The organism is Pseudomonas sp. S8 (genome assembly GCF_050473925.1).
GTDB classification, from domain to species: Bacteria; Pseudomonadota; Gammaproteobacteria; order Pseudomonadales; family Pseudomonadaceae; genus Aquipseudomonas; species Aquipseudomonas parakoreensis.
Map to the genome: position 1 here is coordinate 310974 of NZ_JBFDVZ010000016.1, position 13836 is coordinate 324809.

Below are 13836 nucleotides of genomic sequence, written 5' to 3' on the forward strand. Positions count from 1 at the left end.
CAGTTGATCACCGGCCATTGTCTGGGGCGTCTTTGATGTTCACGGTGGCGGTGACCGACATGCCCGGACGGATCTTGCCATGCAACGGATTGTCAGCCTTGAACGTCAATTTCACCGGAATCCGCTGCACGACTTTGGTGAAGTTGCCGGTGGCGTTATCCGGCGGCAACAGGCTGAACTGCGCACCCGAGGCGGCGAACAGACTGTCGACACGCGCCTCGATCGGCGTGTCGCTGTAGGCGTCGAAAGTCAGTTCGGCTTTTTGGCCGGGGACCATGTGGCCGATCTGGGTTTCCTTGAAGTTGGCCTGCACCCAGATGTCTTCGTCCGGGACGATCGACAGCAGGTACGCGCCGGCCTGCACCACTTGGCCGTTGCGCGCGGCACGCTGGCCGACCATGCCGCTGATCGGTGCGTGGACGTCGCTGCGAGTCAGGTTGAGTTCGGCTTGCGCCAGATCGGCGCGGGCGTTGGCGATCTGCGCGTCGAGGCGTTTGATCTCGGCGGTCAGTGCGTTGACCTGCTGGCGCTGGCTCTGCGCATCGGCCTGGGCCTTGGCCACTTGCGAGCGGGCAATGTGATTGTCGGCGGAGAGGGTGGTGAGCCGTTCCTCGGACACAAAACCAGGCTTGCGCAAGGCTTCAGCGCGAGACAGATCTATCTGCGAGCGACCCAGCGATGCCTGGGAGGCGGCCACTTGCGCGTCGCTGGCGGCGATCAGGCTCGATTGCTGAGTCAGTTTGCTTTGCGCCTGCAAGCGCTCGGCTTCGCGGGTGGCGAGGGCGGCGCTGGCGCGATCCACGGCCAGGCGGAAATCATTGGGTTCGAGGCGCACCAGCAACTGGCCTTTTTCCACGTGCTGGTTGTCCTGCACCAGCACTTCGTCGATGCGCGCGCTCAACTGGCTGGAGACGCGGGTGATCTCGCCCTGGACATAGGCATTGTCGGTGCTTTCATAAAAGCGTCCCTTGAAAAACCAATGGGCGAAGAAGCCCCCGGCAATCAACAGAACCAGCAGCAGGAAAACGAACAGGCGACGCTTGAGTTGGGCAGGCATGGGCAAACTGTAGTCGAGGAATTGTAAGGAAAGTTATCAGGGGGTGAATCTGGCACGAAGCCGATAAACGGTAAATGCCGTCGACCGATATTCGGCCATTCGCCACGCTCTATGGGCGTTCCAGCCGCAAACTTGGCTTAAATGCCCTGCCCGCTGGAGCGGGGCGGGTGTCGCCTGTTACCATTCGCCGCTTGATTGTTTTGCTTTTCATTCTTTTCGAGACATGCCATGACCACCGTCCGCACTCGCATCGCGCCATCGCCTACCGGGGACCCCCACGTAGGTACCGCTTACATCGCATTGTTCAACTACTGCTTTGCCAAGCAGCATGGCGGTGAGTTCATCCTGCGCATCGAAGACACCGATCAGTTGCGTTCGACCCGCGAGTCCGAGCAGCAGATCTTCGACGCCCTGCGCTGGCTGGGCATCGACTGGAGCGAAGGCCCGGACGTCGGCGGCCCGCACGGTCCTTATCGGCAGAGCGAGCGTGGCGATATCTATCAGAAGTATTGCCAGCAACTGGTGGACATGGGCCATGCGTTCCCATGCTTCTGCACCGCTGAAGAACTGGACCAGATGCGCGCCGAACAAATGGCGCGCGGCGAAACCCCGCGTTACGACGGCCGCGCGCTGCTGCTGTCCAAGGAAGAAGTCGCGGCGCGTCTGGCCGCTGGCGAGCCGCACGTGATCCGTATGAAGGTGCCGACCGAAGGCGTCTGCGTGGTGCCGGACATGCTGCGCGGCGATGTCGAGATCCCGTGGGATCGCATGGACATGCAAGTGCTGATGAAGACCGACGGCCTTCCGACGTACTTCCTCGCCAACGTGGTCGATGACCACCTGATGGGCATCACTCATGTGCTGCGCGGCGAAGAATGGCTGCCATCGGCACCGAAACTGATTCTGCTGTACGAATACTTCGGCTGGGAGCAACCGGAGCTGTGCTACATGCCGCTGCTGCGTAACCCGGACAAGAGCAAACTGTCCAAGCGCAAGAACCCGACCTCGGTGACGTTCTATGAGCGCATGGGCTTCATGCCCGAAGCGATGCTCAACTACCTCGGTCGCATGGGCTGGTCGATGCCGGACGAGCGCGAGAAGTTCTCGCTGCAGGAAATGGTCGACAACTTCGACCTCAAGCGTGTGTCCCTCGGCGGGCCGATCTTCGACATTGAGAAGCTGTCGTGGCTCAACGGCCAGTGGCTGCGTGACCTGCCGGTGGAAGAATTCGCCGCGCGCGTGCAGAAGTGGGCGTTCAATTCCGAGTACATGATGAAGATCGCGCCGCTGGTTCAGGGCCGCGTGGAAACCTTCAGCCAGGTTGCACCGCTGGCCGGGTTCTTCTTTGCCGGTGGCGTGAACCCGGATGCCAAGCTGTTCGAATCGAAAAAGCTTTCCGGTGATCAGGTGCGTCAGTTGATGCAGTTGATCCTGTGGAAGCTGGAAAGCCTGCGTCAGTGGGAGAAGGACAGCATCACCGCAACGATTCAGGCGGTGGTCGAATCCCTCGAGCTGAAGCTGCGTGACGCAATGCCGCTGATGTTTGCCGCGATCACCGGGCAGGCGAGTTCGGTATCGGTGCTCGATGCGATGGAAATCCTCGGCCCGGACCTGACCCGTTTCCGTCTGCGCCAGGCTATCGACCTGCTGGGTGGCGTGTCGAAGAAAGAAAACAAAGAGTGGGAAAAGCTGCTGGGCGCTATCGCCTAAGCGCTTGCGGCTTGTGTAGGAGCTGCCGAAGGCTGCGATCTTTTGCTCTTGCTTCTAAAGACCAACGGCAAAAGACCGCAGTCTGCGCCAGCTCCTGAAGGTCGGCGGTGTGCGTAAACCTCCCGGATTTTCGGGGGGAGGGCGGTAAGTGATTGTTATGCCGACAAAAAACTTTGAAATTTTTCAAAAATAAGTTTGACAGGCTTTCGATACGCCCTTAAGATTCGCCCCGTCCTCAGCGATGACATCAACGATGAGGGGCTATAGCTCAGCTGGGAGAGCGCTTGCATGGCATGCAAGAGGTCGACGGTTCGATCCCGTCTAGCTCCACCAATTTACACTTCGAAGCCTGGCCACACCGGCTTCGAAGCGATCAACACTCAGCGTTGATCAGTTGTATGGAAGGGTTTGCGTCCCCTTCGTCTAGTGGCCTAGGACACCGCCCTTTCACGGCGGTAACAGGGGTTCGAGTCCCCTAGGGGACGCCAGTTTTACAGAAGCGATGTTGCAAGATGTCGCTCCGCCGCGAGGCGAAAAATCCGGGGCTATAGCTCAGCTGGGAGAGCGCCTGCATGGCATGCAGGAGGTCAGCGGTTCGATCCCGCTTAGCTCCACCAATTTTACAGTTCAAGGTCTGGCCACACCGGCCTTGAATCAGATCAGATCTCAGCACTGATCAGCTGTATAGAAGGGTTTGTGTCCCCTTCGTCTAGTGGCCTAGGACACCGCCCTTTCACGGCGGTAACAGGGGTTCGAGTCCCCTAGGGGACGCCACGATTACCCGCTCTGCGGGATTTATAAGGGTCATTCAATTATTGAATGGCCCTTTTGTTTGTCTGGCGTTTGGCCAATTCTCCATTTTCCTTACACTGTGCTTCAGACCAGCGGTCATATCCTCGACTTGCGGAATATTATTATGCGAATAATATTCTAGTCGTAATATTCGGAGGCAACGATGAACGATAAAAAAGCTCAAACCCGCGAACGCATCCTCAAGGCTGCTAGCGCTGCGCTGATGCAGCGGGGGCCGGCGGACCCCAGCGTAGGCGAAGTGATGGGCGCTGCCGGCCTGACTGTTGGTGGTTTCTACGCGCACTTCGAAAGCAAGGACGCCATGATGCTCGAGGCGTTCAAGCAACTGCTCAGCCGTCGACGCGACCTGATTGCCGACATGGACGCCGAGCTGACCGGCGAAGAGCGTCGCGCCCTGGTGGCTGCGTTCTATCTGTCGCGCAAGCATCGGGATTCCAGTGACGCTGCGTGTCCGATACCGGCCTCCATTGGTGAGCTGGGTCGGTTGCCGGAATCCTTCCGCATCGCACTGAACGAACACCTGGAACTGATGATTGCGCAGTTGGCGTCCAGCCCCGAGGACACCGACAAGGCATTGGCCGATGTGGCGTTGATGGTGGGTGGTCTGGCGCTGGCGCGCGCGTTGGGTCCGGGCGATTTATCCGATCGATTGCTGCGCGCTGCCAAGTCGGCGGTGCGTTGACCTGAAGGCAATACGCCTGAGGAGAGAGCGATGAACACGTTGAAGTGGGTTCGTGGCGTTAATGGCACCTTGGGCTGGATTGCACCAAAGCGGGTAGCGAAGAAAATGCGCGCAGCGTTCATGACGCCGCGCACGTTGCCGCTGCGCGATTGGGAGCTGCCGCTGCTGGCGAGTTCCGAACGCATCACTTTGCGCTTTGGCCTGTCGGCGCTACGCTGGGGCCAAGGCCCGGCGGTGCTGCTGATGCACGGCTGGGAAGGGCGGCCCACGCAGTTTGCGGCGTTGATCACAGCGCTGGTCGAGGCCGGCTATACCGTCGTTGCCCTTGATGGTCCGGCCCATGGTTGTTCGCCGGGGCGTGAAGCCAACGTCGTACTGTTCGCCCGCGCCATGCTCGAAGCGGCCGCCGAACTGCCACCGCTGCAAGCCGTCATCGGCCACTCCATGGGCGGCGCCAGTGCCATGCTCGCGGTGCAACTGGGGCTGCGTACCGAAACCCTGGTCAGCATCGCGGCGCCCGCACGGATCCTTGGAGTGTTGCGTGGTTTCGCCCGCTACGTCGGCATGCCGCCGCGGGCACGATCCGCCTTCATCCGCCAGGTCGAGCAGGACGTCGGCATGCGCGCCGCCACCCTCGATGTCGCGCACTATCAATTGGATATGCCGGGCCTGATCGTGCATGCCGAGGACGACAATTTCGTCTCGGTCAAAGAATCGCAATTGATCCACGAGTCCTGGTTCGACAGTCGCCTGCTGCGCCTGGAAAGCGGCGGTCACCAGCGCGTGCTGGCCGACCCTCGAGTGGTTGATGGCGTGTTATCGCTGTTGGCGGGGCGCAGCCTTCAGGCGCGGCAATCGGCCTGACATCCGTTACACTGCCCCGGTTGAATAATCTGACCGGGAGTGGGGCATGGGCTGGGATCGGGCAACGCCGTTCACCATTGATCTGCAAGTAGGCGCCGAGGACATCGACGGGCTGGGCCACGCAAACAACGCGGTGTACGTGACCTGGCTTGAACGCTGCGCCTGGCGCCACTCGCAGCGTCTGGGGCTGGATCTGGTCGAGTACCGGCGCCTGGATCGGGCGATGGCCGTGGTGCGGCACGAAATCGATTACCTGGCGGCGGCCTACGAAGGCGACGAACTGCAACTGGCCACCTGGATCGTCGATTGGGATCAGCGCCTGAAAATGACTCGGCACTTCCAGCTGATCCGCCCCAGCGACAACGCCACCCTGTTGCGCGCCCAGACCACCTTCGTCTGCATTGAACTGTCCACCGGCAAACCCAAGCGCATGCCGGCGGAGTTCATCGAGGGTTACGGCCCGGCGATCCAGTCCCCAGCCTGACGCGATCCCTGTAGGAGCTGCCGCAGGCTGCGATCTTTTGATTGTGATCCTTAAAAATCAAAGTCAAAAGATCGCAGCCTGCGGCAGCTCCTACAGGTGGTCGTGGGTTTAACCGGCTTAATCCAGTAAACTGCCGCACGTTTTTTCTTCCTGAGTAGTGTTTTTCCCATGCAAATTGCCCTGGCGCCCATGGAAGGGTTGGTCGACGACATCCTGCGCGACGTGCTGACCCGCGTTGGCGGCATCGACTGGTGCGTGACCGAATTCATTCGGGTCAACGATCAGTTGCTCACCCCGGCCTATTTCCACAAGTTCGGCCCGGAGCTGCTCAACGGCGCCCGCACCCGTTCCGGCGTGCCGCTGCGCGTGCAATTGTTGGGTTCCGATCCGGTGTGCCTGGCGGAAAACGCGGCGCTGGCCTGCGAACTCGGCTCGCAAGTGATCGACCTGAACTTCGGCTGTCCGGCCAAGACCGTCAACAAGTCCCGGGGCGGGGCGGTGCTGCTCAAGGAGCCGGAGCTGCTGAACAGCATCGTCGAGCACGTGCGTCGCGCCGTGCCGGCACACATCCCGGTCACCGCGAAGATGCGCCTGGGTTTCGACAGCCCGGATGGCTCGCTGGTCTGCGCCACGGCGCTGGCCGAGGGCGGCGCCGAACACATCGTGGTTCACGCTCGCACCAAGGTCGATGGCTACAAGCCGCCGGCGCATTGGGAGTGGATTCCGCGGGTGCAGGACGTGGTCAAGGTGCCGGTGTTCGCCAACGGTGATATCTGGAGTGTCGAGGACTGGCGCCGCTGCCGCGAGATCAGCGGCGTCGAAGACATCATGCTCGGACGCGGTCTGGTATCGCGCCCGGATCTGGCCAGGCAGATCGCCGCCGCGCGCGCTGGTGAAGACGTCGTCGAGATGAGCTGGGCTGAGCTGCTGCCGCTGATTCAGGACTTCTGGCTGCAAGCCAAGGCGCAGATGACCGCACGTCAATCGCCGGGTCGCTTGAAGCAATGGCTGGCGATGCTGACGCGCAATTATCCCGAAGCCACCGAGCTGTTTACCGTGCTGCGCCGCGAGACAGAGCCGGACCAGGTCTCGCGTTTGCTCGGTTTGCCGGTCGCCGCAGCAGCCTGAAAAAAATCTGCAAATACTCTCTTGAAATCATTTTGGCGGTCCCTATCTAAGGGTTACGCGATGCCGAATTCGGGTCGCGGAGTCAAAAAACCTTGCTGATTGTTTTCAGGAGATTTGAACCATGAGTACTGCATTTTCCCTGGCACCACTGTTCCGTTCCTCGGTGGGTTTCGACCGTTTCAACGACCTGTTCGAAACCGCGCTACGCAACGAGCCAGGCAGCACCTACCCACCCTACAACGTGGAAAAACACGGTGACGATCAATACCGCATCGTCGTGGCGGCCGCCGGTTTCCAGGAAGAAGACCTGGAGCTGCAAGTCGAGAAGGGTGTGCTGACCATCAGTGGCGGCAAGCGTGATGCCAACGAAGGCGTGACCTTCCTGCATCAAGGCATTGCCCAGCGGGCTTTCAAGCTGTCCTTCCGCCTGGCCGATCACATCGAGATCAAGGCCGCCGATCTGAGCAACGGTCTGTTGAGCATCGACCTGTTGCGGGTGATCCCGGAAGAAGCGAAAGCCAAGCGCATCCCGATCAACGGAGCGCAAAAGCCGGTTCTGCAATAAGGCCGAGCAAGAAAAAAGGGCGCCATTGGCGCCCTTTTTTTGTGCCCGTCATTCGAGCATTGTTTTCAATTCTTCCAACGCCACTGGCCGACTGTGCAGATAGCCCTGATACAAATGGCAGCCGAGCCCTTGCAGGAACGCCAGTTGCTCCGGCGTCTCCACGCCTTCGGCAATCACCTCCAGTTCCAGGCTGCGGGCCATGGCGACGATGGCGCGGATGATCTCGGCGTCGTTGGGGTCGGTGGTCGCGTCGCGGATGAACGACTGGTCGATTTTCAGGGTGTCCACCGGCAGGCGCTTGAGGTAAGTCAGCGATGAATAGCCGGTGCCGAAATCGTCCATGGCGAAGCTCACGCCAAGTTTTTTCAGACGGCGCATTTTGCTGATGGTGTCTTCCAGGTTCTGGATGACGATGCCTTCGGTGATCTCCAGTTTCAGCAGCGAGCAGGGCAGGCCGTGGCTGCTCATGCTGTGTTCGATGCGTTCGACGAAGTCGTTCTGGCGGAACTGCCGTGGACTGATGTTCACGCACAGGCTGAAGTTGAGCGGATCGACCAGTTTTAGCGCGATCAATTGTTTGAACGCCTCGCAAGCCTCGTCGAGGATCCAGGTGCCGACTTCCAGAATCAGGCCGCTGTCTTCCAGCACCTTGATAAATTCGGTGGGCGATTGCGCGCCGAGCTCCGGATGGTTCCAGCGCACCAGCGCTTCGGCGCCAATGATGCGGTTGTCCTGTGCGTCGACCTGCGGTTGGTAGTGCACGTTGAATTCGCCACGGGACAGCGCCAGACGCAAGTCAGTCTCCATGCGCAGCCGTTCGCTGGCCGCTTTCTGCATGGTGTTGTGGTACATCTGCGTGGTGTTGCGCCCGGAGTCCTTGGCCCGGTAAAGGGCAATGTCGGCGCGCTTGAGCAGGTCGGTCGGGGTCGAGCCGTGGTCGGGAATCAGCGCCACGCCGATACTCGGTGTCACTTGCAGGCGCTGGCCGTCGAGGAACATCGGCTCCGACAGCAGCTCGCGAATGGTGTCGGCGAGTTCCCGCACTTGCGCGCTGACCTCGTTGCGCGTGCCTTCGAGGCCGCTGAGCAGTACCACGAATTCATCGCCGCCGAGACGCGCCACCGTGTCCTCCATGCGCACGCTGGCTTCAAGCCGCGCGGTGATGATTTTCAGCACCGTATCGCCGACCGGATGGCCCAGCGAGTCGTTGATGTGCTTGAAGTGGTCAAGGTCGAGGAACAGCAGCGCACCGCGCAGGTTGTGGCGCTTGAGCAGGGCAATCTGCTGGCTCAGGCGATCCATGAGCAAGGCGCGGTTGGGCAGGTTGGTGAGCGGGTCGTGATAGGCCAGGTGGCGGATCTGCGCCTCGGCATTTTTCAGCAGGCTGACGTCGCGCGCGGTCAGCAGCAGGCACGCGGTTTCGTTGAGGGTGATCGGTTCGATCGACACCTCCACCGTCAGCAACTCGCCGCGCTTGTTGCGTCCGAGCATTTCCTGATGATGCACGCGGCCCTTGATCTGCAGTTCAGCGAGCAGCGCCGAGCGTTGTTTCTCTTCGGCCCAGATGCCGATCTGATACACGGTCTTGCCCACCACCTCGTCGGCGCGATAGCCGGTCAGGCGGCAAAAACCGTCGTTGACCTCCAGATAGCGCCCGGTGTCGCGCTCGGTGATGGTGATCGCGTCGGGGCTGGAGTGGAACGCCTTGGCGAATTTCTCTTCGCTGGCCTTGAGTGCGGCCTCGGAGCGTTGCTGTTGAGTGATGTCGCGCAGGGTGGTGACGATGCACGGCTGATTGCCGACGCTGATCTGCCGACTGGAAATCACACACGTCAGCGACTGGCCGTCCTTGTGCTGGACGATGATTGCGACATTGCTCAGGCCCTGTTCGCGGATGACGCGTTCGATGCGTTGCAGGCTCTTTGCCGAGGCGTCCCACAGGCCGATGTCCTCGGCGGTGCGCCCGATCACGTCGGCGGCGCTCCAGCCGAAGGTCTGGGTGAAGCTGTTGTTGATTTCGATGAACTCGCCGCTGTCCTGACGGGTGACGCAAATCGGGTCCGGACTGACCTGAAACAGCGTGGCGAATTTCTCTTCCGAGGCCACCAGGCGTTGCTCGCGCTCGACCTGATCGGTGATGTCCAGCAAGGTCCCGGCCATGCGCAGCGGCGCGCCGTTCTCGTCGCGGTAGAGGCGGGCGCGGCTTTCCAGATAACGTGAGCTGCCGTCGGGCAGTTGCACGCGATAAGTCAGCTGATAGTTGCCGGCCGGGCCCTCGCGCAGGCTGCGGTAGGCGTCGCGCATGCTGTCGCGCTCCTCACCGGGCACGCCTTCGAAGAACTCTTCGAATGACTCGTGAAACGGAATCGGTTCCAGCCCGTGCAACTGCGCGGCCCGCGCCGAACCGTAAAGCATGCCGCTGGGAATGTGCCAGTCCCAAGTGCCGAGCTGCGCCGAATCCAGCGCCAGATCAAGGCGTTCCTGGCTGTCTTTCAAGGCGTGCTCGGCGGCTTTGCGCTCAGTGGTATCGAGGAACGTGCTGAGCAGATATGGCTGGCCTTCGAGTTCGACCTTTTGCGCGCTGAGAATGCCGTCATGAATCTGCCCGTTGCTGGCGCGAAACTGCACTTCCATGCTGACCAGTTCGCCTTTGGCCTTGGTCTTTTTCACCAGTTCGGCACGTTGTTCGGGGTGTACCCACAGGCCCAGCTCCAGAGTGGTGCGGCCAATGGCGCTCTGCACCGGCCAACCGAACAGGCTTTCGAAATACTGGTTGGCCTCGCTGATCAGGCCGTCTTCCTGGCGCGTCAGCAGCACCATGTTCGGGCACAGATGAAAGAGTGTGGCGAAACGTTTCTCCGAGCTGCTCAGGGCCTGTTCGCGTTGACGCTGGTGGGTGATTTCGCGAATCACCCCGATCATTCGGGGACGGCCGTTTTTGTCCGGCAGCAGGCTGCCGCTGATTTCCAGCCAGTGCAGGCTGCCGTCGGGCCAGCGGATACGGTGGTGCATCGCCTGTTCCAGCGGCGCGCCGGCAATCACCGCGTGGAAGGCGCGCACGGTTTTCGCCCGGTCTTCGGGTGGCAGCAGGTCGAGGTATTCGAGGTCCTGGGGCAGCGGTTGCCGTGGATCGAAACCGAACAGCGCCTGAGTGCCCCGTGACCAACTGATCTGACCACGCTCGATGTCCCAATACCAGGCGCCGAGCCGGGCGCCGTTGAGTGCGGCGAGCAGTTGCGGTGCACTCTCCCAGCTCTGCTCGGAACGTCGCGGATCAATGGCCTGAATACGCGGCATCGGCGGAATTCGGTCAACAGATTTCGGCATTGTTAACGGGCCTTGAGCTGATGGTGGCGTTAGGCACAGGGACAGCGGCTCTATAGGAGTAGCACAAGTTAGCCTGGAATCCCTGGCAGATCGATTTGCGCATCCAGCAAGGCCATGAAAGCCCTTGCCGCATTCGACAGCGTCCGTTCGGTGTGCACGATATAGCCTAGCTGGCGACTGAGCTGTATGCCCGGCAAAGGTATGCGCGCCACCTGTTCGTCAAGCATGGTACGGGGCAGAACACTCCAGGCCAGTCCAATGGACACCATCATCTTGATGGTTTCCAGGTAGTTGGTGCTCATGGCGATGTTCGGCGTCAGCCCTTGGGCTTCGAACAAGCGTTGGACAATGTGATGAGTAAAGGTGTTGCCGCCGGGAAAAACTGCCGGATGACCGGCAACGTCTGCCAGGCTCACGGCGCCATTGCTGATCAGCGAATGTTCCGGCGCCACCACGAAATCCAGCGGGTCGTCCCACACCGGCGTGGCTTTGACCAGTGTGTGCGGCTCCGGGGCCAGAGTGATCACCGCCAGCTCGGCGCGGCCGTGGAGAATTTCTTCGTAGGCCACTTCCGAATCGAGGAACTGAATATCCAGCGCCACTTGTGGGTAGCGGCGGGTGAATTCCCTCAAGAGTGGTGGCAAGCGGTGCAGGCCGATGTGGTGACTGGTGGCCAGGGTCAGCCGACCGCTGACTTCACCGGTCAGGTTGGTCAGGGCGCGACGCGTGTCGTCCAGCACGTTGAGAATCTGGTACGCCCGGGGCAGCAGAGCACGGCCGGCTTCGGTCAGGCCGACTTCACGACCCAGGCGGTCGAACAGGCGCACGTTCAATTGTTGCTCCAGCCCGGCGATGCGTTTGCTGATCGCCGGTTGGGTCAGATGCAGGCGTTCCCCGGCGCCGGAGAAGCTGCCAGTCTCGGCGATGGCGATAAACGCATTGAGGTTGGCCAGATCCATGGTTCGTATTCCAGTTGGTTATCCAAAGCATAAAAAATATGAATTTGAGTTATTTAATGTAACCCCATAGGATCGGCCTCACAAGCCAAAGGGTTATTGATAAGCCCAGGGCATAGAAACAAGCTGATGAGGAACCGTCTGATGGCCGGCAAAACGCTCTACGACAAGCTCTGGGATTCGCATTTGGTCAAGCAGCGCGACGATGGCTCGGCGCTGATCTACATCGACCGTCACATCATCCACGAAGTGACCTCGCCGCAAGCCTTCGAAGGCCTGCGTCTGGCCGGGCGCAAGCCGTGGCGCATCGATGCCAACATCGCGACCCCGGACCACAACGTACCGACCACACCGGAGCGCAAGGGCGGCATCGCCGCGATTGCCGACCAGGTCTCGCGTTTGCAGGTTCAGACCCTCGATGACAACTGTGATGAGTACGGCATCGTCGAGTTCAAGATGAACGACATCCGTCAGGGCATCGTCCACGTGATCAGCCCGGAGCAGGGCGCAACCTTGCCGGGCATGACCGTGGTCTGCGGCGACTCGCACACCTCGACCCACGGCGCGTTCGGTGCCTTGGCGCACGGGATCGGCACTTCCGAGGTCGAGCACGTGCTCGCCACCCAGTGCCTGGTCGCGAAGAAAATGAAGAACATGCTGGTGCGCGTCGAAGGCCAGTTGCCGTTCGGCGTGACGGCCAAGGACATCGTCCTCGCGGTGATCGGCAAGATCGGCACCGCCGGCGGTAACGGCCATGCCATCGAATTCGCCGGCAGCGCGATTCGTGATCTGTCCGTCGAAGGTCGCATGACCATCTGCAACATGTCCATCGAAGCCGGCGCCCGTGTGGGCCTGGTGGCTGCGGACGAAAAGACCGTCGAGTACGTCAAGGGCCGTCCGTTCGCGCCGAAAGGTGCGCAGTGGGATCAGGCGGTTGAAGCCTGGAAAGACCTGGTCTCCGATGCCGACGCCAAGTTCGACACCGTGGTTGAACTCGACGCTGCGCAGATCAAGCCGCAAGTCAGCTGGGGTACTTCCCCGGAAATGGTGCTGGCCGTTGACCAGAACGTGCCGGATCCGGCCAAAGAGATGGATCTGGTCAAGCGTGACTCGATCGTCCGCGCCTTGAAATACATGGGTTTGACCGCCAATCAGGCGATCACCGACATTCAACTGGATCGCGTGTTCATCGGCTCCTGCACCAACTCGCGCATCGAAGACTTGCGCGCTGCGGCCGTGATCGCCAAGGGTCGCAAAGTCGCTTCGACGATCAAGCAGGCAATCGTCGTACCGGGCTCGGGTCTGGTGAAGGCGCAGGCGGAAGCCGAAGGTCTCGACAAGATCTTCCTCGAAGCCGGTTTCGAATGGCGTGAGCCGGGTTGCTCGATGTGCCTGGCGATGAACCCGGACCGTTTGGAGTCCGGCGAGCATTGCGCCTCGACCTCCAACCGTAACTTCGAAGGCCGTCAGGGCGCCGGTGGTCGTACCCACCTCGTGAGCCCGGCCATGGCCGCTGCGGCGGCGGTGAACGGTCGTTTCATCGACGTTCGTGAATTGATCTGAAGGAGAGCGCAGCATGAAAGCTTTTACCCAGCACACTGGTCTTGTCGCGCCTCTGGATCGTGCCAACGTCGACACCGACCAGATCATTCCCAAGCAGTTTTTGAAGTCGATCAAGCGCACCGGTTTCGGCCCGAACCTGTTCGACGAGTGGCGTTACCTGGATGTCGGCCAGCCGTATCAGGACAACTCCAAACGCCCGTTGAACAAGGATTTCGTGCTCAATGCCGAGCGCTATCAAGGCGCCAGCGTGTTGCTGGCCCGTGAGAACTTCGGTTGCGGCTCCAGCCGTGAACACGCCCCGTGGGCGCTGGAAGAATACGGTTTCCGCAGCATCATCGCGCCGAGCTACGCCGACATCTTCTTTAACAACAGCTTCAAGAACGGCTTGCTGCCGATCATTCTGAGCGACGCTGAAGTTGATGAACTGTTCAAGCAGGTCGAGGCCGCGCCGGGCTATCAGTTGCAGATCGATCTGCACGAGCAGACCGTGACCAGCCCGAACGGCAAGGTGTACCACTTCGAGATCGACGCGTTCCGCAAGCATTGCCTGCTCAATGGTCTGGATGATATCGGCCTGACCTTGCAGGACGGCGATGCGATTGCCGCGTTCGAGGCCAAGCATCGCGTGAGCCAGCCTTGGTTGTTTCGCGACGCGTAATGATTTGCGGCGACACGGAAAAGATCGCA

The 13836-nt window shown here is 60.8% G+C and carries 11 protein-coding genes and 4 tRNA genes; 12 read left to right on the forward strand and 3 right to left on the reverse strand.

Annotated elements, in window-relative coordinates; genetic code table 11:
* Positions 1-7 precede the first annotated feature (7 nt).
* Positions 8-1057: an HlyD family secretion protein gene (locus tag AB1J88_RS02725; protein WP_430290135.1), complete on the reverse strand. Its 1050-nt coding sequence runs from the start codon at positions 1055-1057 to the stop codon at positions 8-10.
* Positions 1058-1285: 228 nt separating this feature from the next.
* On the opposite strand from AB1J88_RS02725, the gene gltX reads away from it, so the two are divergent.
* The 10 genes from gltX to AB1J88_RS02775 all read left to right on the forward strand — a co-directional run bounded on the left by gltX (position 1286) and on the right by AB1J88_RS02775 (position 7303).
* Positions 1286-2767 carry a glutamate--tRNA ligase gene (gltX, locus tag AB1J88_RS02730; protein ID WP_108183249.1) on the forward strand — a complete coding sequence of 494 codons (1482 nt, stop codon included), beginning with the start codon at positions 1286-1288 and terminating at the stop codon, positions 2765-2767.
* Between the two features lie 257 nt (positions 2768-3024).
* A tRNA-Ala gene (locus AB1J88_RS02735) sits at positions 3025-3100 on the forward strand.
* A 79-nt stretch (positions 3101-3179) separates the two neighbouring features.
* Positions 3180-3255: transfer RNA gene (locus tag AB1J88_RS02740), tRNA-Glu, on the forward strand.
* A 53-nt stretch (positions 3256-3308) separates the two neighbouring features.
* Positions 3309-3384 (forward strand) — tRNA-Ala (locus tag AB1J88_RS02745).
* Between the two features lie 81 nt (positions 3385-3465).
* Positions 3466-3541 (forward strand) — tRNA-Glu (locus tag AB1J88_RS02750).
* A gap of 181 nt (positions 3542-3722) precedes the next feature.
* Entirely contained in the window at positions 3723-4262 is a 540-nt protein-coding gene (locus AB1J88_RS02755; protein ID WP_041066015.1) for a TetR/AcrR family transcriptional regulator, read from the forward strand.
* Positions 4263-4292: 30 nt separating this feature from the next.
* Positions 4293-5126, forward strand: a complete 834-nt coding sequence (locus tag AB1J88_RS02760) for an alpha/beta fold hydrolase (protein WP_430290136.1) — start codon at positions 4293-4295, stop codon at positions 5124-5126.
* A gap of 46 nt (positions 5127-5172) precedes the next feature.
* On the forward strand, positions 5173-5610 hold the full coding sequence (locus tag AB1J88_RS02765) for an acyl-CoA thioesterase (protein WP_047293202.1): 438 nt from the start codon (positions 5173-5175) through the stop codon (positions 5608-5610).
* Between the two features lie 168 nt (positions 5611-5778).
* On the forward strand, positions 5779-6738 hold the full coding sequence (locus tag AB1J88_RS02770; RefSeq protein ID WP_041066025.1) for a tRNA dihydrouridine synthase: 960 nt from the start codon (positions 5779-5781) through the stop codon (positions 6736-6738).
* A gap of 121 nt (positions 6739-6859) precedes the next feature.
* Entirely contained in the window at positions 6860-7303 is a 444-nt protein-coding gene (locus AB1J88_RS02775; protein ID WP_007969230.1) for an Hsp20 family protein, read from the forward strand.
* Between the two features lie 48 nt (positions 7304-7351).
* Here the strand turns inward: AB1J88_RS02775 and AB1J88_RS02780 are convergent, their stop codons facing one another.
* Positions 7352-10630 (reverse strand): sensor domain-containing protein, encoded by a 3279-nt coding sequence (locus tag AB1J88_RS02780; RefSeq protein WP_430290137.1) that lies wholly within the window; start codon positions 10628-10630, stop codon positions 7352-7354.
* Between the two features lie 68 nt (positions 10631-10698).
* Positions 10699-11589: a LysR family transcriptional regulator gene (locus AB1J88_RS02785; protein WP_430290138.1), complete on the reverse strand. Its 891-nt coding sequence runs from the start codon at positions 11587-11589 to the stop codon at positions 10699-10701.
* A gap of 141 nt (positions 11590-11730) precedes the next feature.
* On the opposite strand from AB1J88_RS02785, the gene leuC reads away from it, so the two are divergent.
* Both leuC and leuD read left to right on the forward strand, forming a co-directional pair.
* Complete coding sequence (leuC, locus tag AB1J88_RS02790; RefSeq protein WP_096796153.1) at positions 11731-13149, forward strand: 3-isopropylmalate dehydratase large subunit; 1419 nt, start codon at positions 11731-11733, stop codon at positions 13147-13149.
* Between the two features lie 13 nt (positions 13150-13162).
* A complete protein-coding gene (gene leuD, locus AB1J88_RS02795) occupies positions 13163-13807 on the forward strand; it encodes a 3-isopropylmalate dehydratase small subunit (RefSeq protein ID WP_047293213.1) in 645 nt (214 codons plus the stop codon).
* Positions 13808-13836: the final 29 nt, after the last annotated feature.

Coding starts and splice junctions, on each gene's coding strand:
- AB1J88_RS02725 (WP_430290135.1), bottom strand. CDS start 1,057: ATGCCTGCCCAACTCAAGCGTCGCCTGTTCGTTTTCCTGCTGCTGGTT.
- gltX (WP_108183249.1), top strand. CDS start 1,286: ATGACCACCGTCCGCACTCGCATCGCGCCATCGCCTACCGGGGACCCC.
- AB1J88_RS02755 (WP_041066015.1), top strand. CDS start 3,723: ATGAACGATAAAAAAGCTCAAACCCGCGAACGCATCCTCAAGGCTGCT.
- AB1J88_RS02760 (WP_430290136.1), top strand. CDS start 4,293: ATGAACACGTTGAAGTGGGTTCGTGGCGTTAATGGCACCTTGGGCTGG.
- AB1J88_RS02765 (WP_047293202.1), top strand. CDS start 5,173: ATGGGCTGGGATCGGGCAACGCCGTTCACCATTGATCTGCAAGTAGGC.
- AB1J88_RS02770 (WP_041066025.1), top strand. CDS start 5,779: ATGCAAATTGCCCTGGCGCCCATGGAAGGGTTGGTCGACGACATCCTG.
- AB1J88_RS02775 (WP_007969230.1), top strand. CDS start 6,860: ATGAGTACTGCATTTTCCCTGGCACCACTGTTCCGTTCCTCGGTGGGT.
- AB1J88_RS02780 (WP_430290137.1), bottom strand. CDS start 10,630: ATGCCGAAATCTGTTGACCGAATTCCGCCGATGCCGCGTATTCAGGCC.
- AB1J88_RS02785 (WP_430290138.1), bottom strand. CDS start 11,589: ATGGATCTGGCCAACCTCAATGCGTTTATCGCCATCGCCGAGACTGGC.
- leuC (WP_096796153.1), top strand. CDS start 11,731: ATGGCCGGCAAAACGCTCTACGACAAGCTCTGGGATTCGCATTTGGTC.
- leuD (WP_047293213.1), top strand. CDS start 13,163: ATGAAAGCTTTTACCCAGCACACTGGTCTTGTCGCGCCTCTGGATCGT.